The organism is Pseudomonas sp. UBA2684 (assembly GCA_002354655.1).
In the GTDB taxonomy this organism is placed as follows: domain Bacteria; phylum Pseudomonadota; class Gammaproteobacteria; order Pseudomonadales; family Pseudomonadaceae; genus Aquipseudomonas.
This window is the reverse complement of the sequence record DELY01000010.1, coordinates 70443-91446: the sequence shown is the minus strand read 5'-3', so window position 1 is coordinate 91446 and position 21004 is coordinate 70443. Positions and strand designations below refer to the sequence as shown.

Below are 21004 nucleotides of genomic sequence, written 5' to 3'. Positions count from 1 at the left end.
TGTAGGCCCTCCCTACGACGATCCGCCGCGCACTTTGCTGAGTTTTTCCTAAGCTGATAGAGCCTCGCCTTGTCGAGGCTTTGTCATTTTATGAGGCTCTTGCCATGTCCGTGACGCCCTCCCTGTTTCAGCTTCAGCAGCCGGACGCCTTCCTGCGTCGCCACCTCGGCCCAGATGCCGCTGAACAGCAGGCCATGTTGGCCGCCCTTGGCTTGCCCAGCCGTGCCGCGCTGATCGAGCAGACGGTGCCGCCGGCGATCCGCCTGAACCGGCCGCTGGATTTGCCGCCCGCGCTGGACGAGCAAGGCGCGCTGGCCAAGCTCAAGGGCTATGCCGCGCAGAACCAGCTGTGGACCAGCCTGATTGGCATGGGCTACCACGCCACCCTTACGCCCACGGTGATTCTGCGCAACGTGCTGGAGAACCCCGGCTGGTACACCGCCTACACGCCGTATCAGCCGGAAATCGCCCAGGGCCGCCTGGAAGCGCTGCTGAACTTTCAGCAACTGGTCATCGACCTGACCGGCCTGGAGCTGGCCAGCGCCTCGCTGCTCGACGAGGCCACGGCCGCCGCCGAAGCCATGGCGTTGGCCAAGCGGGTGGCCAAGAGCAAGAGCAACCTGTTTTTCATCGACGAGAACTGCCACCCGCAGACCATCTCGGTGGTCAGCACGCGTGCCGAGGCCTTCGGCTTCGAGCTGGTCATCGCCGCTGTGGAGACGCTCGGCGAGCACTCGGTATTCGGCGCGCTGCTGCAGTACCCGGACACCCACGGCGAAATCCGTGACCTGCGCCCGTTGATCGAGCAGCTGCACGCGCAGCAGGCGCTGGCCTGCGTCGCCAGCGACCTGCTCAGCCTGTTGCTGCTCACCCCGCCCGGCGAGCTGGGCGCCGATGTGGTGTTCGGCTCGGCTCAGCGCTTCGGCGTGCCGATGGGCTACGGCGGCCCGCATGCGGCATTCTTTGCCACGCGTGACGAGTTTAAGCGCGGTCTGCCGGGGCGGATCATCGGCGTGTCCAAGGATGCGCGCGGCAATGTCGCGTTGCGCATGGCCCTGCAAACCCGCGAGCAGCATATCCGCCGCGAGAAGGCCAACTCGAATATCTGCACCGCGCAGGTGCTGCTGGCCAATATCGCCAGCTGCTACGCGGTCTATCACGGCCCGCAGGGGCTCAAGCAGATCGCCCAACGGGTACACCGACTGACCGCGCTCCTCGCCGCCGGCCTGGCGCAGAAGGGCATTCAGCGCGACAACCGGCATTTTTTCGACACCCTGACCCTGGAGGTCGGCGGCAGTCAGGCGGCGATCATTGCGTCGGCCCAGGCGGCGCAGATCAACCTGCGCATTCTCGGTCGCGGCAAGCTCGGCGTCAGCCTGGATGAAACCTGCACGGCGCAGACGCTCGAGCAGCTGTTCGCGATCTTCCTCGGCGCCGACCACGGCTTGAGCGTCGCCGAACTGGATAGCGGCACCGTCGCCGAGGGCATCCCCGCCGAATTGGCGCGCCGCAGCGCCTACCTGACGCACCCGGTGTTCAACACCCACCACAGCGAAACCGAGATGCTGCGCTACCTCAAGCAGCTGGAGAACAAGGACCTGGCGCTCAACCAGGCGATGATCCCGCTCGGTTCCTGCACCATGAAGCTCAACGCCAGCAGCGAGATGATCCCAATCACCTGGCCCGAGTTCGCCAACCTGCACCCCTTTGCACCGGTCGAGCAGGCGCAGGGTTATGCGCTGATGATCGACGAGCTGGAACGCTGGTTGTGCGCGATCACCGGTTTCGATGCGATCTGCATGCAGCCCAATTCCGGCGCCCAGGGCGAATACGCCGGCTTGCTGGCGATCCGCAAATACCACCAGAGCCGTGGCGACAGCCAGCGCAATATCTGCCTGATTCCGGCCTCGGCGCATGGCACCAACCCGGCCTCGGCGCAGATGGCGAGCATGCGCGTGCAGATCGTCGAGTGCGACGCCGCGGGCAACGTCGACCTCGCCGACCTCAAGCGCAAAGCCAGTGAGGCCGGCGACCAGCTGGCCTGCCTGATGGCCACCTATCCCTCGACCCACGGCGTCTACGAGGAAGGCATTCGCGAGATCTGCGAAGTGATCCACGCCCATGGCGGCCAGGTGTACATGGACGGCGCCAACCTCAACGCCCAGGTCGGCCTGACCCGGCCGGCGGATATTGGCGCGGATGTGTCGCACATGAACCTGCACAAGACCTTCTGCATTCCCCACGGCGGTGGTGGCCCGGGCATGGGCCCGATCGGCGTGCGTGCGCACCTGGCGCCCTTCGTCGCCAATCATCCGGTGATCGAGCTGCATGGCCCGAACCCGGAGAACGGCGCGGTGAGTGCCGCGCCCTGGGGCAGTGCGAGCATCCTGCCGATCAGCTGGATGTACATCGCCATGATGGGCCCGCAGTTGGCAGACGCCACCGAGGTGGCGATCCTCGGCGCCAACTACCTGGCGAACCAGTTGCAGGGGGCTTTTCCGGTGCTCTACAGCGGGCGCAACGGCCGGGTGGCACACGAGTGCATTTTGGATCTGCGACCGCTCAAGGCGCTGACCGGGATCAGTGAGGAGGACGTGGCCAAGCGCCTGATGGATTACGGCTTTCACGCGCCGACCATGTCTTTCCCGGTGCCCGGCACCTTGATGATCGAGCCGACCGAAAGCGAGTCCAAGCACGAGTTGGATCGCTTTATCGAGGCGATGCTGAGCATCCGTGGGGAGATTGGCAAGGTGCAGAACGGCGACTGGCCGGGCGAGGACAATCCGCTCAAGCGCGCGCCGCACACCCTGGCCGATGTGCTCGGCCATTGGGAGCGGCCGTACAGCATCGAGCAGGCGGTGGCCCCAACCGCACACACGCGCGCGCACAAATACTGGCCGGCAGTGAACCGGGTGGACAACGTCTACGGCGACCGCAATCTGTTCTGCGCCTGCGTGCCCTTGGACGACTACCGCGAGTAGAAAAAACCGCCTGCGGGCGGTTTTTGTGCTGTGGCTGCTGGGCAACGCGCCGCCACCCCGTAGGCTGGGTTAGCGGCGTGCTGCCACGCTATTTTTCGAACGCCGCGTTACTCGGCGGCCAGCAGGGCGGTGGCCAGTTGCATATCGCTGGCGTTCAACTGCGGGTTGTCGGCGCGCAGCTGAAGCAGCGCGGCCTCCAGATACGGTCCGCGAATCTCGCCGCCACTGGCGACAAAGCTGCTGGCATCGTCCATGGCCGGCACGATCATCTTCTTATCCTTGAAGGTCAGGTAGGTCGAGGCGGTGGTCGCCCCGGACGAGAGGATGTCGCGCAACGTGGTATCGGCGAATGCCGGCACGGCGGACAGGGACAACGCGACAACGAATAGCGGGGCAAGTCGACGCATGTTGAAGCACTCCGGTTGATGAGTCGTGAAGCTAAGAGTGTCGGCAGGCGATACTGGTTCCGATGAGCCGACCGGCAGCATCAGACGTGGAGCAGGTAGTGCTGGTGCAGACCGTCCAGGTGCAGCTCGGCGCGCAGCTGAAACGCATGGCGTTGGTAGAGCCTGAGGTTGCGTGGCTCGGCAGTTTCCAGCGCAGCAGGTCGGCCGCAGTCTTGCAGGCAGTGGCTCAGCAGGGCGCTGCCGATGCCTTGGCCCTGTTGGCCGGGCGCCACGGCCAGGAATTCGATGCGCGCGCAGTCCGCGCTATCGATGTGTTGGTCAAAGGCCGCGAGCAGCCGGTCAAGCCGGTTCAGGCAGTCTTCGCCGCAGTGTCGGCTGATGGCTTGAGCGATCCAGGCCAGGTTGTCCGCGTGGGGCTGCTCGCCACCGCGGCTGTAATGGCACAGGCCGAGCAACTGCTGGTCGCGCCAGGCCGCGACAGTCGGCAAACCGCTGGTGCGATGAAAGCGTTGGTAGATCGCCAGGTAGTCGCGGCGCCGTTGGGCGAAGCCAGGGCGCTCGGCGAACAGGTACCAGCGCAGTGTCGGGTCCGCGGCGAAGGCCCGATCGAGCAGGTCGAGCGCGGCGCTGTCCTGCGCCGCCGGCAGCGGCGCAAGGTGCAGCGTGTTCACGCGCAGGCTTCGACTTTCAGCAGCACGCCGTCCTGGCCGATGACTTGGACGCGGCTGCCCGCCGGCAGGTCGGGGCCGATCACCAGCCACAGCGAATCGCCGACCTTGATCTTGCCGCGACCGCTGACAATCGCTTCATGCAGGGCGAACTGGCGCCCGAGGAGTTCGCTGCCGCGGCGGTTCAGTCCGGGTTGGTCGGACGGTTTGGCCGCGGTGCGTTGGCGGCGCCACCAGAACACGGCCGTCAACACCGAGAGCACGCCGAACAGGATGAACTGCACGGTCCACGGCAGCTCCGGCAGCAGGTAGGTGAGCACGCCGACACTGGCCGCCGCCACGCCGATCCACAGCAGGTAGCCGCCGGCACCGAATACTTCGAGGATCAGCAGCAGCGTACCGACGGCCAGCCAGTTCCAGAATGACAGGTGTTGCAAGGTGTCCCACATCGCTTAACCCTTTTGCTTGCCTGCGTTCGAGGCGGTCCCACCTGAGGCGGTCCCCCCAAAGGTGGCTTTGACGATTTCGCCGATACCGCCGACTGCGCCAATCACCTGGCTGGCCTCCAGCGGCATGAGAATCACCTTGCTGTTGTTGGCGCTGGCCAACTGGCCAAGGGCTTCGATGTACTTTTGCGCGACGAAGTAGTTGACCGCCTGCACGTTGCCGCTGGCAATGGCGTCGGAGACCATGCGCGTGGCTTCCGCTTCGGCCTGGGCCGCGCGTTCGCGGGCTTCAGCTTCGAGGAAGGCGGCCTGGCGCTGGCCTTCGGCCTTGAGGATGTCGCCCTGCTTCTGCCCTTCGGCGGTGAGGATGGCGGCGGCGCGCAGGCCTTCGGCTTCGAGGATTTGCGCGCGCTTGATGCGTTCGGCCTTCATCTGCCCGGACATGGCGGCCATCAGGTCAGCCGGCGGGCTGATGTCCTTGATCTCGATACGGGTGATCTTGATGCCCCAGGGCGCGGTGGCTTCATCGACGGTCTTGAGCAGGCGCTCGTTGATCGCGTCGCGCTGGCCGAGCATGGCGTCCAGCTCCATGGAGCCGAGCACGGTACGGATATTGGTCATCACCAGGTTGCGGATCGCATGCTCGAGGTTGTTCACCTCGTAGGCCGCCTGGGCGGAATTGATGATCTGGAAGAAGCAGATCGCATCGATCTGCACGGTGGCGTTGTCGGCGGTAATCACTTCCTGCGGCGGAATATCCAGCACGCTTTCCATGACATTCAGCTTGCGGCCGATGCGGTCCATCACCGGGACGATGATGTTGAGGCCCGGCTTGAGGGTGTTGGTGTAGCGGCCGAAGCGTTCCACCGTCCACTCGAAGCCTTGCGGCACCACCTTGAAGCCCATGAAGACCACGGCCACGGCGAGGCCGACAAAGAGAAAGATAACGCTGCCGATTTCCATAAAAACTCCATTTCCATTGGGTTGTAAGGTGGGCAGGATAACGCCGTGGCCACCGTGACGATCACGCGGACAAACCGTGGTTCGGTCGGTATGCCCTGGATTTACTTTTGTTCGCTTTGCGGGGTGACGCGCAGAACCTCCTCAATGGTAGTCAGTCCGGCGGCAACTTTCTGTGCGCCAGACAGCCTTAGGCTGCGCATACCGTCTTTGAAGGCATGCCGGCGCAGGGCGACCAGGTCGGTGTCGGCGCTGATCAGCGGTTTGATCGCGTCGTTGAGTTGCATGATTTCGTAGACCCCGGCGCGGCCCCGGTAACCGGTGTCGCGACATTCCAGGCAGCCCACGGCTTTGTGTGCACCGCTCGGTAACGGGGCGTTCCAGGGTTTGGTCAGGCTCTGCCAGTCATCTTCGTTGAGATCGTGCGGCGTTTTGCAATGTGGGCATAGGGTGCGCACCAGACGCTGAGCCATGACGCCGAGCAGGGTGGCCTTGAGCAGGTAGTGCGGCACGCCCAGTTCGAGCAGGCGGGTGATCGCGCTGGGCGCGTCGTTGGTGTGCAGGGTGGAGAGCACCAGGTGCCCGGTGAGCGCCGCCTGGATCGCCATCTCGGCGGTTTCCAGGTCGCGGATCTCGCCGACCATGATGATGTCCGGGTCCTGACGCATCAGCGCGCGCACGCCGCTGGCGAAGGTTAGGTCGATATTGCTCTGCACCTGCATCTGGTTGAAGGCGCCTTCGATCATCTCGATCGGGTCTTCGATGGTGCAGACGTTGACTTCCGCGGTCGCCAGCTGCTTGAGCGTGGTGTACAGCGTGGTGGTCTTGCCCGAACCGGTGGGGCCGGTGACCAGGATGATGCCGTTGGGCTGGCCGGTCATGTCGGCCCAGCGCTTCAGGTCGTCCGGCGAGAAGCCCAGCTGATCGAAGCTTTTCAGCAGCACTTCCGGGTCGAAAATCCGCATCACCATCTTTTCGCCAAAGGCGGTCGGCAGCGTCGACAGGCGCAGTTCGACTTCGCCGCCGTCCGGGGTCTTGGTCTTGACCCGGCCGTCCTGCGGTTTACGTTTTTCCGCGACGTTCATCCGCCCCAGGCTCTTCAGGCGGCTGACGATGGCCATGGTCACCTGCGGCGGGAATTGATAGACGGTGTGCAGCACGCCGTCGATGCGAAAGCGCACGCTGCCCTGTTCGCGACGCGGTTCGATATGGATATCGCTGGCGCGCTGCTGGAAGGCGTACTGGAACAGCCAGTCGACGATATTGACGATGTGCGCGTCGTTGGCATCCGGTTCCTGATCCTGGGCGCCGAGGTTGAGCAGTTGCTCGAAGTTGCCGACGCCGCTGATCTTCGCGTCGCCGGCGCTGGCGCCGATCACCGATTTGGCCAGGCGGTAGAACTCCACGGTAAACCGCTGGATATCCGCCGGGTTGGCCACCACGCGTTTGATCGGGCGCTTGAGCACATGCGTCAGGTTGGCTTCCCAACTGTGCACCAACGGTTGTGCGCTGGCGATGGTCACCGCATCCGGCGCCACCGCCACGGCGAGAATCTTGTGGCGTTGGGCGAAGGCGTAGGACATCAGCGGGGTGACGGCGGCCACGTCGATTTTCAGCGGGTCGATGCGCAGGTAGGGCTGCTTGGCCAGCTCCGCCAGCCACACGGTGAGGCTTTCCAAGTCGAACTTCTTGCCCGCACGGCCGCGATCATCCAGTTGCTGGGCGGCGAGAAACTCCAGGGGATGCTGTTGCGGGTTGGCTGCGCTGCGGCGAATCGCCAGACATTGCTCGGCACTGTCCTGATCGACCCGACCCTGGGCGACCAGCTCGCGCAGCAGGTCGTTGAGGTCCAGTGGACGATCCGTGGTGGGCGAGGCTAATGCGGACATGGGACTCCCTAAGGTCGTGGCTACCGGCTGCACGCCTCAACCGGTAGGAGCCAGGACTAGGCGTCCCCCTGGCTCCTACGAAAAGCGCTGTAGCGATAGACGGGTTCGCTTGCAGCTTAACGCGTTAGCGCTCTCCAGGCCTTGAGCGATGCCACAGTATGGGCCTGAGCTTGCCGCGCAGCCAATGACTCGGGGTCGATGGCGCGGTTGGCCAGCTCGCTGAGCTTGCTCAGCTCGCCGTATAGCCGGTCGACTTCCGCCACGTCCAGCACGCCACGGGCCAGGCGCAGCCAGACCAGCAGACGCTCGATGCGCGGCAGCTGTTCGGCGAGGTCTTCCGGCTGTTGCTGGTAGCGGATCAGTTGCAGGGTGCGGCCCTCTTCGCCGAGCAGTGTCGGCAACCAGTTGCCGAGTACCGCAGCGCCTTGGCGATTGCCGCGGTTGTTGCGGGCTACGGTCCAGCCGCGGGCCAGCAGCCAGCGTGAGGTGTTCAGCGAGAATTGGCCCCAGCGTGTGTCGGCCAGTTCGGCGGCGAATTGCGCGGGCGCCAGCTTGCGCGCCGCCTCGTCTTGCTGCCCGGCGTGCACACGCGGGCGCCAATCGTGCAGCAGGGCGTCGAGGCCCTGGCGCAGTTCGCTGCTGCTGGCGCGCGGGGCGGCCTGGCCGAGGCTGCTGAGCAGCGCGCGCAGGTCGATCAGTTGCTCCAGCCAGTCGTTGAGTAAGCGCCAGTGACCATTGAAGCGGTATTGCTCGGCCAGACGTTGGCTGCTGCCGAGCAAGTGCCAGGCCAGCGCCGCGACGCTGTCGTCCAGGCTGGTCTCGGTGTGCAATTCGGGGGCGGGCAGGCTGAGGGCGTAACTGTTGGCATCGAACAGGCGGTAGCCGCGTTCGGCCTTGCTGATGTCGCAGGGCATCAGCGCCAGGTCGGCAGCCAGTTCGCTGGCCAGCTCCAGCAGCGCTTCGGGTTCGCCTTGGCGCAGCTCCAGCTCCAGTTCGCAGATTTCTTCTTCCTGGTCGCCGGCGAGCACCTTGCCGAGGTCCAGCGCGGCTTCGATCACCACCTTGCTCTTGCCGCGACCCCAGGCGATCTCGGCGCGCTGGCGGACGAAGTCGGTGGTGAAGATCGGTTTCAGTTGCTTCTTGTCCAACTCGGCCAGCGCCGCCGGCCAGCAACTGTCGTCGAGTTTCTTCAGGTCCAGCTTGGCTTTATCCAGAAACCAGTCCCACTCATTGCGTTCGGACAGGCCGGCGACACTGTGCCCGCGAGTCTTCAGGGTCTGGATGAACTGATCGGCGTCGCGGCGCAGGCGCAGGGCGACTTTGGCCTGGGCCAGGTCGCGCTGCGGCGTGTCGAAATACTGGTTGAACAGCTCGCGCTGCTCCCAGCCGCTCTTGTTGCGCTTTTTCAGCAACGGGTGCTCGCGCAGGGCGGCCAGGGTGTCGCGGCTAACGCGCAGTTTGATTTCGGTTTCTTTGACCATAATGGTGAGCTTAAGCGCCTACTATGAATTTGTGACAGACCGATGACACGTGCTGGCGAGCATAGGAAGCGATCCGTATACTTGCCGCCTTCTTAAAACCGGGGTTCACCCTATGCCAGTCAATCCATTTGCCAGCCTGTTTGGCCGCTCGCCCATCGGGCCGATGCAGCAGCACTTCGCCAAAGCCCATGAGTGCGCGGCGAATCTGGTGCCTTTTTTCGAAGCCGTAATGGCCGAGGACTGGGCCAAGGTGGAGCAGGTTCAGCAAGACATGGCGCGGCTTGAGGGCGAAGCCGACAAGCTCAAGAAAAGTGTGCGCCTGCACCTGCCCAAGAGCCTGTTCCTGCCGGTGCCGCGCTCGGATCTGCTTGAGCTGCTGAGTGTACAGGACAAAGTTGCCAACCGCGCCAAGGACATCGCCGGCCTCATGCTCGGCCGCGAAATGGCCATCCCGCAGGCTCTGCAGCCGCTGATGCGGGCCTTTGTGCAGCGCACCGTGGATGCCAGCGCCCAGGCGCTGAAAGCCATGAACGAACTGGATGAGCTGCTGGAAACCGGCTTTGGTGGCCGTGAAGCGGCGCTGGTCGAATCCATGGTCATGGAGCTCGAACAAATCGAACGCGACACCGACAAGATGCAGATCGAAGTCCGTCGTGCGCTGTTCAAACTGGAAAAGGACCTTCCCGCTGTCGATGTGATGTTCCTCTACAAGATCATCGAATGGATCGGCGACGTAGCCGATCGTGCCGAACGTGTCGGTAACCGACTGGAACAACTGCTGGCGCGCTAAGCGCCAGTGTCCTTTCTGGAATCTACGGATTAATTATTTATGTCTCTAATCGCGGACTACGGCCTCGTATTGCTGCTGCTTGCCTGTCTCTTCGGCTTTTTCATGGCCTGGGGTGTGGGCGCCAACGATGTGGCCAACGCCATGGGCACGTCGGTGGGCTCCAAAGCCCTGACCATCAAGCAGGCGATCATGATCGCCATGGTCTTCGAGTTTGCTGGGGCCTATCTGGCCGGCGGCGAAGTCACCGAAACCATCAAGAATGGCATCGTCGACGCCACGATGATCACGCCCGACCTGATGGTGCTGGGCATGATGTCGGCGCTGTTGGCGGCCGGCACCTGGCTGTTGATCGCCACCAGCCGTGGCTGGCCGGTATCCACCACGCACTCGATTGTCGGCGCGGTGATTGGTTTTGCCGCCGTGGGCGTGTCGATGGAAGCGGTGCAGTGGTCTGCCGTCGGCCCGATCGTCGCCAGCTGGGTGGTGACTCCGGTGCTCTCGGGCCTGGTTGCCTTCGGCCTGTTTATGAGCGTGCAGAAGCTGATCATCAACACCGATAACCCGTTCCTCAATGCCAAGCGCTTTGTGCCGCTGTATATGTTTGCCACCGGTTTTATGGTGGCGATCATGACCCTGACCAAGGGGCTCAAGCATATTGGCTTGGATCTCAACGGCAATCAGAGCCTGCTGCTGGCCGCCGGCGTTGGTGCGCTGGTGATGTTGTTGGGTATTGCGCTGCTTAGCCGCATCACGATCGATGAAGAAGCCGACAAGGAATTCCACTACGCCAGCGTGGAGAAGGTCTTCGCCGTGCTGATGGTATTTACCGCCTGTGCGATGGCGTTCGCCCACGGTGCCAACGATGTGGCCAACGCCGTCGGTCCGCTGGCGGCCATCGTCGGGGTGATCCAGTCCGGCGGCGACCTGAGCATTGGCGCCAAATCTGCAGTGCCTGGCTGGGTGCTACTTCTGGGGGCCGTGGGTATCGTCATCGGCTTGGCCACTTATGGTTACAAGGTGATCGCCACCATCGGTAAGGAAATCACCGAGCTGACCCCGAGCCGTGGTTTCGCCGCCGAGCTGGCCACCGCCTCCACCGTGGTCGGCGCCTCGGCCATCGGCCTGCCGGTGTCCACCACCCACACCCTGGTCGGCGCGGTCCTGGGTATCGGCATCGCCCGCGGCATCGGTGCGCTGAACCTGGGCGTGATCGGTTCGATTTTCATGTCCTGGATCATCACCCTGCCAGCGGGTGCAGGCCTGTCGATCATCTTCTTCTTTATCCTGCGAGGCATCTTCCTCTAAGAACCTCTCTACGATCTGCTGCGCCTCGGCCCTGCAAGAGCGTAAACAGATTCTAAGAAAGTCCTTCACGGTTTTATCTCTGCCGGCGATGCCCCTATGATGGGCCTCGCTTGCGGAGATGACCGATGCCCCTGCCTTCCTTCAAAGATCAATTCGCCGCGCTGATCGCCGCGCCTTCGGTGAGTTGCACCCAGGCGCACTGGGATCAGTCCAATGGTCCGGTGATCGAGTTGCTGTCGAGTTGGCTCGGCGACCTTGGCTTCGCCTGCGAGGTGCAGGAAGTCACGCCGGGCAAATTCAACCTGCTCGCCAGTTACGGCAGCGGCCCCGGCGGCCTGGTGCTGGCCGGGCACAGCGATACCGTGCCGTTCGACGCCGCGTTGTGGCAGACCGACCCTCTGAAGCTCACGGAAGTCGACGGCCGTTGGGTGGGCCTTGGCAGTTGCGACATGAAGGGCTTTTTCGCCCTGGTCATCGACGCTGTGCAGCCCTTGCTGAGTCAGCGCTTTCAGCAGCCACTGCTGATTCTCGCCACCTGTGACGAGGAAAGCTCGATGGCCGGCGCCCGCGCCCTGGCCGACGCTGGCCGCCCGCTGGGACGCGCCGCGGTGATCGGCGAGCCGACCGGGCTCAAGCCGATCCGCCTGCACAAGGGCGTGATGATGGAGCGCATCGACATCCTCGGGCGGAGCGGGCACTCCTCCGATCCGCGCTTCGGCCACAGCGCGCTGGAAGCCATGCAGGACGTGATGCTCGAACTGCGCGGCCTGCGCGCGCAATGGCAGCGCGAGTACCACAACCCGCAGTTCAGTGTGCCGCAACCGACCCTGAACTTTGGCTGTATCCATGGCGGCGACAACCCCAACCGCATCTGCGGGCAGTGCTCGCTGGAGTTCGACCTGCGGCCATTGCCCGGCATGGCCCCGGAGATGCTCCGCGCGGCGATCCGCCAGAAGCTGCAGCCGCTGGCCGAGCAGCATCAGGTGACGATCGATTTCGCGCCGTTGTTTCCCTGTGTGCCGCCGTTCGAGCAAGCCGCCGATGCCGAACTGGTGCGTGTCGCGGAGCGCTTGACCGGGCACAGTGCCGCTGCGGTGGCATTCGGCACCGAAGCGCCTTATCTTCAGCAGCTTGGCTGCGAGACCCTGGTGCTGGGGCCCGGCGATATTGATTGCGCCCATCAGCCCGGCGAGTACCTGGATATGTCACGCCTTGAGCCGACGGTGCGTCTATTGCGTGAATTGATTCAGCATTATTGTTTGGGCCCGGCCCCATGAACTGGTGTGCGGCCTTTGCCCTCTGGAGGAGAACACGCGTGATGTTGCCCCAACTGCGACGATAAAGCGGGTGCCGATGACTGCTTCGTCCCGCGCCTTGCGGCGCTTTATTCATGCGTTCCGACTCACAGGTTCTCTGCGCCATGCACGACTACGTTAACTGGCTGCGCCACGCTTCGCCCTATATCAATGCCCACCGCGACTGCACCTTCGTGGTGATGCTGCCGGGCGAGGGCGTCGCCCATCCGAATTTCGGCAATATCGTCCACGACCTGGTGCTGTTGCACAGCCTCGGCGTGCGCCTGGTGCTGGTGCACGGCTCGCGTCCGCAAATCGAAGCGCGCCTGAGCGCCCGTGGCCTGACCCCGCACTTCCACCGCGACCTGCGCGTCACCGATGGGCCGACCCTGGAGTGCGTGATCGACGCGGTCGGGCAACTGCGTATCGCCATCGAAGCGCGCCTGTCGATGGACATGGCGGCCTCGCCGATGCAGGGCGCGCGCTTGCGCGTGGCCGGTGGCAACTTCGTCACCGCGCGGCCCATCGGCGTGGTCGAGGGCATCGATTATCACCACACCGGCGAAGTGCGCCGGGTCGACCGCAAAGGTATCGGCCGTCTGCTCGACGAGCGCAGCATCGTGCTGCTCTCGCCGTTGGGTTACTCGCCGACCGGGGAAATCTTCAACCTGGCCTGCGAGGACGTCGCCACCCGCGCGGCCATCGATCTGGGTGCCGACAAGCTGCTGCTGTTCAGCGCCGAACGCGGCCTGCTCGACGAGCAGGGCAAGCTGGTGCGCGAACTGCGCCCGCAACAGGTGCCGGCGTACCTGGCACGGCTCGGCAACAACTACCAGGCGGAATTGCTCGACGCCGCCGCGCAGGCCTGCCGCGACGGGGTCAAGCGCGCGCACCTGGTCAGTTATGCGGAAGACGGCGCCCTGCTGACCGAACTGTTCACCCGCGATGGCGGTGGCACCCTGGTCGACCAGGAGCAGTTCGAATCCTTGCGCGAGGCGAATATCGAGGATGTCGGTGGCTTGATCGAGCTGATCAGCCCGCTCGAAGAACAAGGCATTCTGGTGCGCCGCTCGCGCGAGGTATTGGAGCGGGAGATCGGTCAGTTCAGCATCGTCGAGCGCGACGGCCTGATCATCGCCTGCGCGGCGCTGTACCAGATCGCCGACTCGGACAGCGGCGAGCTGGCGTGCCTGGCGGTCAACCCGGCTTACCGCCATGGCGGGCGTGGCGACGAGTTGCTCGAACGCATCGAAGAACGCGCGCGGGCTCAGGGCCTGAAGACCTTGTTCGTGCTCACCACGCGCACCGCCCACTGGTTTCGCGAGCGCGGCTTCGTACCCAGCAGCGTTGAGCGCATGCCGGCGGCACGGGCTTCGCTGTACAACTATCAGCGTAACTCGCAGGTGTTCGAGAAGACGTTGTAGGGCCGGACCAGGGCCCTACCCGCGAAAGTCCGCTCGGGGCTTTCGCGGCCGCGCCTAGACACGTCTGGCGATGGTTCAGGCGCTTTTCTGCTGCCGCAGCATCTGCTCGTGGCCATCGTCCCAGCCCGCTTCCCAGGCGGCCGCGATGACCTCGGCAGGGTGTCCCTGGGGCGTGTTGGCTTGGCCGGTGAGGCCGGCCATGTAGCCTTGCTGGTAGGCCTTGTTCAGGCTTTCCAGGCTCCAGTGGCGGTCATCGTCATCGGGGTGGGCGTCGGACGCCATCGGCGTTGGCTCGTGTTGATCTCACCCTGCCTATGCTAGCCGTGCTGCGCGCCCGCGCTTGAGCCGCTGGTCCCGGCTTTTGCCCCGCTGGTTTTTTTTGTGACGGATTCGTCTATTTATCCGCCAGCACGTGCGACCTGTTAAACCGCGAGGGCCAGGATGCTCGCCTGGTAGGCGGCGGCAAAGCTGTCGAAGTCACCCTCTTGCTGAGCTTCCAGCTCGACTTGCTCGCGCAGCGATTGCGCCGCAGCCTGCTCGAAGGCGGCCTGCTGTTCGGCGCTCAGCGGTTGGCTGCGGAAGTACTCGGCATGTTGCTGGCTTTGATGCAGGGCGAACTGGGTAAAGCTTTCACCTTGCTGCAAGCGCGCGAGCACCTGGGCCGAAGGCGTCAGGCTGGCGTCGTCGACCTTGGCGCGCTGGGCCTGCAAGGCCAGGCTATGCGCATCGCCGCCATGGCTGTGATCGAGCAGGGTCGCGAGCTGCTGGATGCCGTCGAGCAGTTCGTGCGCCCAGGCTTGCAGTTCCAGCGGTTTGCCGTGGCGTTGCAAATGCAGGCCAGGGCGACGACCTTCCTTGACCACCTTGAGGAAGTTGTCGGTGCAGGCATGGCATTCGCCACTTTCCAGCGCGGGGCTGTCCTGCAGGGCGCAGAACAGCAGGAAGGCATCGAGGAAGCGCGCTTCGGGCAGATCGATGCCCAGCGGCAGGAAGGGGTTGATGTCCAGGCAGCGCACTTCGACGTACTGCACGCCGCGCGCCATCAGCGCCTGAATCGGCCGCTCGCCGCTGTAGGTCACGCGTTTCGGGCGGATATTCGAGTAGTACTCGTTCTCGATTTGCAGGATGTTGCTGTTCAGTTGCAACCACTCGCCGTCTTTCTGCGTGCCGATCTCGACATACGGCGGGTAGGGCGTGGCGACCGCCTGGCGCAGGCTATCGGTATAGCTGGCGAGGTCGTTGTAGCACGGCGTCAGGCCGGCTTGCGCGCTGCTCTGGTAACCCAGGTCGCTCATGCGCAGGCTGGTGGCGTAGGGCAGGTACAGGGTGTCGGCATCGAGTTGCTGCAAGTGGTGCGGCCGACCACGCAGAAAGCCGGCGTGCAGCGCCGGCGAGGCGCCGAACAGGTACATCAGCAGCCAGCTGTAGCGGCGGAAGTTGCGAATCAGCGCGATATAGCGGGCCGACTGGAAGTCCCGCGCGCTCTGGTTGTCGCCCTCGGCCTGCTGCAACAGCGCCCAGAGGCTGTCCGGCAGGGAGAAGTTGTAGTGAATACCGGCAATGCACTGCATGGTCTTGCCGTAGCGCAGCGCCAGGCCTTTGCGGTAGACGTACTTGAGCTGGCCGATGTGCGAGTCGCCGTAACGGGCGATCGGAATCAGCTCTTCTTCCGGCAATGCACAGGGCATCGACGGGCTCCATAGGTACTCGCCGTCGAGCTTGCTGTAGGCGAAACGGTGGATCTGTTCGAGGTCCGCCAGGGTCGCCGCCGGGTCGGCTTCGGCCGGGGTGATGAACTCCAGCAGCGACTCGGAATAGTCGGTGGTGATCTGCGGATGGGTCAGCGCCGCGCCGAGTGCTGCCGGGTGCGGGGTCAACGCCAGCTGGCCGTCGCTGTCGACGCGCAGGCATTCGCGCTCGATGCCGTGCAAGCACTGGGAAAGCAGGGAGAGGTTGGCGCGCTCGCCCAGCAGGGCCAGGCGGCGGGAGAACAGGTCGCTCAAGATTGCATTCCTTCACGCATCGGTCGCCCCAATATGGGGGTGGACTGAGCGGTCTACAAGGGGGGTGGATAACGGACGTGGTCGTCTGCTCGAACGTCCGTTATACCTCAGCTTGCAACGCCCCGGTTATACGCAGGCGAAGGTGGCTTGTGCCTTGGCGACCAGCTTCTCGCCCTGGTGCACTTCGGCCTCGATGACCTGGGTGCGGCGGCCGCTGTGGACCATCCAGGCGCGGCAGAGCAAGTCGCCGGTGCTGACGCTACGAATGTAGTTGATCTTGCATTCGAGGGTGACGCTGCTCGGCGTGCCGTCGGTCAGGCTGTGGCTGGCCTGGCCCATGGCGGTGTCGATCAGCGAGAACAGCGCGCCGCCGTGCAGCTTGCCATGCAGGTTGCGCAGGCCGTCGTGCATGCTCAGTTTGAGCAGCGCCTCGCCGCCTTCGGCCTTGACGATTTCCAGGCCCAGCAGGCGCCCGAAGGCGCTGCTCTTGCCGATTTCCTCCACGGGCTCGCTCACGGGTTATTTCCTCAGCTGCTTGGCGTTGGCGAACAGCGAGGCCATGCCGGCCGTGCTCGGCGCCGGTTTGTCCTGGCTGGAGTGCCGCTCGCTGCGCGGCGTGTTGCCCTGAGCGTTGCCGCCGCGCGATTGCCCGCCCCGCGGGCCTTCGACCTTCTCGCCCGGGGTGTCACCCATGCGCATGGACAGGGCGATGCGGTTACGCGGAATGTCCACCTCCATCACCTTGACCTTGACCACGTCGCCGGCCTTGACCGCCTCGTGCGGATCCTTGATGAACTTCTCCGACAGCGCCGAGATATGCACCAGACCATCCTGGTGCACGCCGATGTCGACGAAGGCGCCGAAGTTGGTGACGTTGGTCACCACGCCTTCGAGCATCATCCCCAACTTGAGGTCTTTCAGAGTCTCGACGCCTTCCTGGAACTCGGCGGTCTTGAACTCCGGGCGCGGATCGCGGCCGGGTTTTTCCAGCTCGCTCAAGATGTCGCCGATGGTGACCAGGCCGAATTTATCGTCGGTGAACTGCTTGGGGTCGAGACGCTTGAGAAAGCCCGAGTCGCCGATCAGCGAGCGGATGTCGCGGCCGGTGTCCAAGGCAATGCGCTGCACCAGCGGGTAGGTTTCCGGGTGCACCGCCGAGGCGTCCAGCGGGTTGTCGCCGTTCATCACGCGCAGGAAGCCGGCGGCCTGTTCGAAGGTTTTCTCGCCGAGGCGCGAGACCTTTTTCAGCGCCTCGCGGGTCTTGAACGCGCCGTTGGCATCGCGGTGCGCGACGATGTTCTGCGCCAGGGTCGCGTTCAGCCCGGAGATGCGTGCCAGCAGCGCGGCGGAGGCGGTATTCACATCGACGCCGACGGCGTTTACGCAGTCTTCCACTACCGCGTCCAGGCTGCGCGCCAGCTTGAGCTGCGACACATCGTGCTGGTACTGGCCGACGCCGATGGATTTCGGGTCGATCTTCACCAGCTCGGCCAGCGGGTCTTGCAGGCGGCGGGCGATGGACACCGCGCCACGCAGCGACACGTCCATCTCGGGGAATTCCTTGGCGGCCAGCTCCGAGGCCGAATACACCGAAGCACCGGCCTCACTCACCATGACCTTGGTCAGCGTCAGGCCCGGCAGCTGCTTGATCAGGTCGGCCGCCAGCTTGTCGGTCTCGCGGCTGGCGGTGCCGTTGCCGATGGAGATCAGGTCCACAGAATGTTTGGCGCACAGCTTGGCGAGGATCGCCAGGGTGCCGTCCCAGTCGTTGCGCGGCGCATGCGGGTAAACCGTGGAGGTTTCCAGCACCTTGCCGGTGGCATCGACCACCGCCACCTTGCAGCCGGTGCGCAGGCCCGGGTCGAGCGCCAGGGTCGCGCGTGGGCCGGCCGGAGCGGCCAGCAGCAGGTCGTGCAGGTTACGCGCGAAGACGTTGATCGCCTCGTCCTCGGCCGCTTCACGCAGCTCGCCGAACAGGTCGGTTTCCAGGTGGGTGTAGAGCTTGACCTTCCAGGTCCAGCGCACCACTTCACCCAGCCACTTGTCGGCGGCGCGGCCACGGGCGCTGATGCCGAAGCGTTCGCCAATCATCACTTCGCCAGGGTGCATGGTGCCGGGAAGCTCGTCGCCGACCTTCAGGCTGGCGCTGAGAATGCCCTCGTTACGGCCGCGGAAAATCGCCAGGGCGCGGTGCGACGGAGCGTTTTTCAGCTTCTCGTCGTGCTCGAAGTAGTCGCGGAACTTGGCGCCTTGCTCTTCTTTACCGGCGATTACCCGGGCGCTGAGGGTGGCGTTGTCCTTGAGGAAGCTGCGCAGGTTGCTGAGCAGCGTGGCGTCTTCGGCGAAGCGCTCCATGAGGATGTATTTGGCGCCTTCGAGCACGGCTTTGACATCGGCGAAGCCCTTCTCGGCATCGATAAAGCGCGTGGCTTGTGTTTCTGGATCAAGGGTCGGGTCACCAAACAGCGCGTCGGCCAGTTCGCCGAGGCCGGCTTCCAGGGCGATCTGGCCCTTGGTGCGGCGCTTTTGCTTGTACGGCAGGTACAAATCTTCGAGGCGGGTCTTGGTATCGGCCAGGTTGATCTCGCGGGTCAGCTCCGCGGTCAGCTTGCCTTGTTCTTCGATGCTGGCGAGGATGCTGACACGGCGCTCGTCCAGCTCACGCAGGTAACGCAGGCGCTCTTCGAGGTTGCGCAGTTGCGTGTCGTCCAGGCTGCCGGTGACTTCTTTGCGGTAACGGGCGATGAACGGCACGGTGGAGCCTTCGTCAAGCAGCGCCACGGCGGCAGCGACCTGTTGCGGGCGCACGCCCAGTTCTTCGGCGATGCGGTTGTTGATGCTGAGCATAGAAAGCTACCCACCTTGAAACGAAAAACCGGCCACGCAGACCGCGGGCCAGATTGACGGGCATGCCGCGTAGGGCACGCCGACGAATGAACGCCAGCGCGGTCGTCCGCCACCCTCGTCCGGCGCTACGCGTGAGGGCGCAGGCGATAAGGATGGCAACGGCCACGCTGAGAAAGCGGCGCATTATAAACACCGCTCAGGAGTGAGCTGGAAACCGTTCGGGGAAAAATCTGCTAACAATGGGTAGCACGCTGGCTCAGGCGCCTGGGCCATAATGCCGGCGTTGGAAGCTGTTGGCGCCCGCTGGGCGTCACAGATTTTCGGTCAAGGAGCCCCTATGAGCAGCACTGCACTTCCGGTTGAAGGCGAGAAAATTCTGATTGTCGACGACGATGCCCGTCTGCGGCGTTTGCTCGAGCGCTTCTTCGACGAGCAAGGCTACCGCGTGCGCGCGGTGGAAAACGTCGAACAGATGGATCGCCTGTTGTCGCGCGAGCTGTTCAACCTGGTGGTCCTCGACCTGATGCTGCCGGGCGAGGATGGTCTGTCGGCCTGCCGCCGCCTGCGCGCGGCGAACAACCAGGTGCCGATCATCATGCTCACCGCCAAGGGCGATGAGGCCAGCCGTATCCAGGGCCTGGAACTGGGCGCCGACGATTACCTGGCCAAGCCATTTAACCCGCGCGAATTGCTGGCGCGAATCAAGGCCGTGCTGCGTCGTCAGGCGCCGGTGGTGCCGGGCGCGCCGGGCAGCGAGGACGAAAGCGTGAGCTTTGGCGAGTACGAGCTGTCGTTGGCCACCCGCGAGCTGAAGAAGGGCGAAGAGGTGCACATGCTCACCACCGGTGAGTTCGCCGTGCTCAAGGCCTTGGTGCAACACGCCCGCGAGCCGCTGACCCGCGACAAGCTGATGAACCTGGCGCGCGGCCGCGAATGGGATGCGCTGGAGCGCTCCATCGACGTGCAGATCTCGCGCCTGCGCCGGCTGATCGAGCCCGATCCGTCCAAGCCGCGTTATATCCAGACGGTCTGGGGCGTCGGCTATGTGTTCGTGCCGGATGGCAACAAATAGTCGCCCAGGCATTAATTGATGTAGGAGCCAGCTTGCTGGCGATCCTGCCGGCCAATCGCCAGCAAGCTGGCTCCTACAGGTGCAGTTGCGTCACATGAAAACCCCGCTGTGGTTCCCGCAAAGCTTCTTCGCCCGCACCCTCTGGCTGGTGTTGATCGTGGTGTTGTTCTCCAAGGCGCTGACCCTGGTTTATCTGATGATGAACGAGGACGTGCTGGTCGACCGGCAATACAGCCACGGTGCGGCGCTGACCCTGCGCGCCTATTGGGCGGCCGACCTTGAGGACCGCGAGACGATCGCCGAGGCGGCGGGCTTGAAACGGGTGCCTTACGCATCGGTACCGGCCAGCGAACAGCACTGGCCCTACAGCGAAATCTTCCAGCGGCAGATGCAATCCGAGCTCGGCCCCGACACCGAGGTGCGCGTACGTGCGAAGAGCCCGCCAGCGCTCTGGGTGCATGCGCCGACCCTGGGCGATGACTGGCTGCGCGTACCGCTCTACCCGCACCCATTGCGCGGCCAGCGGATCTGGAGCGTGCTCGGTTGGTTCCTTGGCATCGGCCTGCTGTCCACCGCCGCCGCGTGGATTTTCGTGCGCCAGCTTAGCGCGCCGCTGAAACGCCTGGTGTTCGCCGCCCGCCAGGTCGGCAAGGGGCGCAGCGTGCGCCTGCCGGTCAGCGACACGCCGAGCGAGATGGCCGAGGTGTACCGCGCCTTCAATCAGATGGCCGAAGACGTCGAACAGGCGGCCCGCGAGCGCGAACTGATGCTCGCTGGGGTCTCGCATGACCTGCGCACGCCGCTGACCCGCTTGCGCCTGTCCCTGGAGTTTCTCAACAGCGACTCGGAGTTGACCGACGACATGGTCCGCGACATCGAGGACATGGACGCGATTCTCGACCAGTTCCTGGCCTTTATTCGCGACGGCCGCGACGAGCCAGTGGAAACCCTCGACCTGCTCGAATTGATCCGCGAAGTGGTGGCGCCCTACAACCAGCAGCATGAGCTGGTGCGCCTGTGCCTGGAGCCGGTGCCGGCCTTTCCTCTGCGCCGGGTGTCGAGCAAGCGCCTGCTGGTCAACCTGATCGAGAATGCCCTGCGTTACGGCGGCAATGCGGTAGAAGTCGCGGTCTCGGTCTCTGGCGACCACAGCGCGCCTTATGTGGTGCTCAGCGTGCTGGATCGCGGCGCGGGCATCGACCCGGCCGAGCTTGGTACTGTGTTCAACCCGTTCATTCGTGGCGACCGTGCCCGTGGCGGGCAGGGCGCTGGCCTGGGGCTGGCCATCGTCAAGCGCATCGCCGCCCTGCACGGCGGCAGCGTCGAACTGCGCAACCGCTCCGGCGGCGGCCTGGAGGCGCGGGTCTGTTTGCCGCTGGGGTTGTTGCTGCCGCGTGACGCGGTTTAGAGCGGGGCGCAGTAAATTGCAGTGACCT

General features: G+C 64.5%; 17 protein-coding genes. 7 read left to right on the top strand and 10 right to left on the bottom strand.

Annotation, left to right across the window (positions count from 1 at the left end; all coding sequences use genetic code 11):
• The first annotated feature begins 104 nt into the window (after positions 1-104).
• Positions 105-2981, top strand: a complete 2877-nt coding sequence (gene gcvP / locus B3M58_RS05340) for an aminomethyl-transferring glycine dehydrogenase (RefSeq protein WP_296217532.1) — start codon at positions 105-107, stop codon at positions 2979-2981.
• Positions 2982-3088: 107 nt separating this feature from the next.
• On the opposite strand, the gene B3M58_RS05335 is transcribed toward gcvP, so the two are convergent.
• From B3M58_RS05335 to B3M58_RS05310, 6 genes are all read right to left on the bottom strand, one after another.
• Positions 3089-3388: a DUF2388 domain-containing protein gene (locus tag B3M58_RS05335; protein WP_296217531.1), complete on the bottom strand. Its 300-nt coding sequence runs from the start codon at positions 3386-3388 to the stop codon at positions 3089-3091.
• A gap of 80 nt (positions 3389-3468) precedes the next feature.
• The gene (locus B3M58_RS05330) at positions 3469-4059 is read right to left on the bottom strand and encodes a GNAT family N-acetyltransferase (RefSeq protein WP_296217530.1); all 591 of its coding nucleotides are present in this window, start codon (positions 4057-4059) and stop codon (positions 3469-3471) included.
• Positions 4056-4505, bottom strand: coding sequence for an NfeD family protein (locus B3M58_RS05325; RefSeq protein WP_296217529.1), 450 nt, complete (start codon positions 4503-4505; stop codon positions 4056-4058). The genes B3M58_RS05330 and B3M58_RS05325 overlap by 4 nt, the downstream gene beginning before the upstream one ends.
• Positions 4506-4508: 3 nt before the next feature.
• Positions 4509-5465: an SPFH domain-containing protein gene (locus B3M58_RS05320; RefSeq protein ID WP_296217528.1), complete on the bottom strand. Its 957-nt coding sequence runs from the start codon at positions 5463-5465 to the stop codon at positions 4509-4511.
• A 101-nt stretch (positions 5466-5566) separates the two neighbouring features.
• Positions 5567-7351 (bottom strand): GspE/PulE family protein, encoded by a 1785-nt coding sequence (locus tag B3M58_RS05315; RefSeq protein WP_296217527.1) that lies wholly within the window; start codon positions 7349-7351, stop codon positions 5567-5569.
• Positions 7352-7467: 116 nt separating this feature from the next.
• Entirely contained in the window at positions 7468-8832 is a 1365-nt protein-coding gene (locus tag B3M58_RS05310) for an inorganic triphosphatase (protein ID WP_296217526.1), read from the bottom strand.
• 112 nt (positions 8833-8944) lie between these two features.
• Here B3M58_RS05310 and B3M58_RS05305 point away from each other — a divergent pair, with 112 nt between their 5' ends.
• From B3M58_RS05305 to argA, 4 genes are all read left to right on the top strand, one after another.
• Positions 8945-9622 (top strand): TIGR00153 family protein, encoded by a 678-nt coding sequence (locus B3M58_RS05305; RefSeq protein WP_296217525.1) that lies wholly within the window; start codon positions 8945-8947, stop codon positions 9620-9622.
• A 39-nt stretch (positions 9623-9661) separates the two neighbouring features.
• The gene (locus B3M58_RS05300) at positions 9662-10927 is read left to right on the top strand and encodes an inorganic phosphate transporter (protein WP_296217524.1); all 1266 of its coding nucleotides are present in this window, start codon (positions 9662-9664) and stop codon (positions 10925-10927) included.
• Positions 10928-11052: 125 nt separating this feature from the next.
• Positions 11053-12204 carry an acetylornithine deacetylase gene (gene argE, locus B3M58_RS05295; RefSeq protein ID WP_296217523.1) on the top strand — a complete coding sequence of 384 codons (1152 nt, stop codon included), beginning with the start codon at positions 11053-11055 and terminating at the stop codon, positions 12202-12204.
• 143 nt (positions 12205-12347) lie between these two features.
• Complete coding sequence (gene argA / locus B3M58_RS05290) at positions 12348-13646, top strand: amino-acid N-acetyltransferase (RefSeq protein ID WP_296217522.1); 1299 nt, start codon at positions 12348-12350, stop codon at positions 13644-13646.
• A 75-nt stretch (positions 13647-13721) separates the two neighbouring features.
• On the opposite strand, the gene rmf is transcribed toward argA, so the two are convergent.
• From rmf to B3M58_RS05270, 4 genes are all read right to left on the bottom strand, one after another.
• A complete protein-coding gene (rmf, locus tag B3M58_RS05285) occupies positions 13722-13928 on the bottom strand; it encodes a ribosome modulation factor (protein WP_296217521.1) in 207 nt (68 codons plus the stop codon).
• A 140-nt stretch (positions 13929-14068) separates the two neighbouring features.
• Positions 14069-15649, bottom strand: a complete 1581-nt coding sequence (gshA, locus tag B3M58_RS05280; RefSeq protein ID WP_296217520.1) for a glutamate--cysteine ligase — start codon at positions 15647-15649, stop codon at positions 14069-14071.
• 126 nt (positions 15650-15775) lie between these two features.
• Entirely contained in the window at positions 15776-16165 is a 390-nt protein-coding gene (locus tag B3M58_RS05275) for a PaaI family thioesterase (protein WP_296217519.1), read from the bottom strand.
• A 3-nt stretch (positions 16166-16168) separates the two neighbouring features.
• Positions 16169-18496: a Tex family protein gene (locus B3M58_RS05270; protein WP_296217518.1), complete on the bottom strand. Its 2328-nt coding sequence runs from the start codon at positions 18494-18496 to the stop codon at positions 16169-16171.
• Between the two features lie 337 nt (positions 18497-18833).
• Between B3M58_RS05270 and ompR the strand changes: the two genes are divergently transcribed.
• Together ompR and B3M58_RS05260 are read left to right on the top strand one after the other, a co-directional pair.
• Entirely contained in the window at positions 18834-19568 is a 735-nt protein-coding gene (gene ompR / locus B3M58_RS05265) for a two-component system response regulator OmpR (RefSeq protein ID WP_296217517.1), read from the top strand.
• A gap of 94 nt (positions 19569-19662) precedes the next feature.
• Positions 19663-20976 (top strand): ATP-binding protein, encoded by a 1314-nt coding sequence (locus tag B3M58_RS05260; protein ID WP_296217516.1) that lies wholly within the window; start codon positions 19663-19665, stop codon positions 20974-20976.
• Positions 20977-21004: the final 28 nt, after the last annotated feature.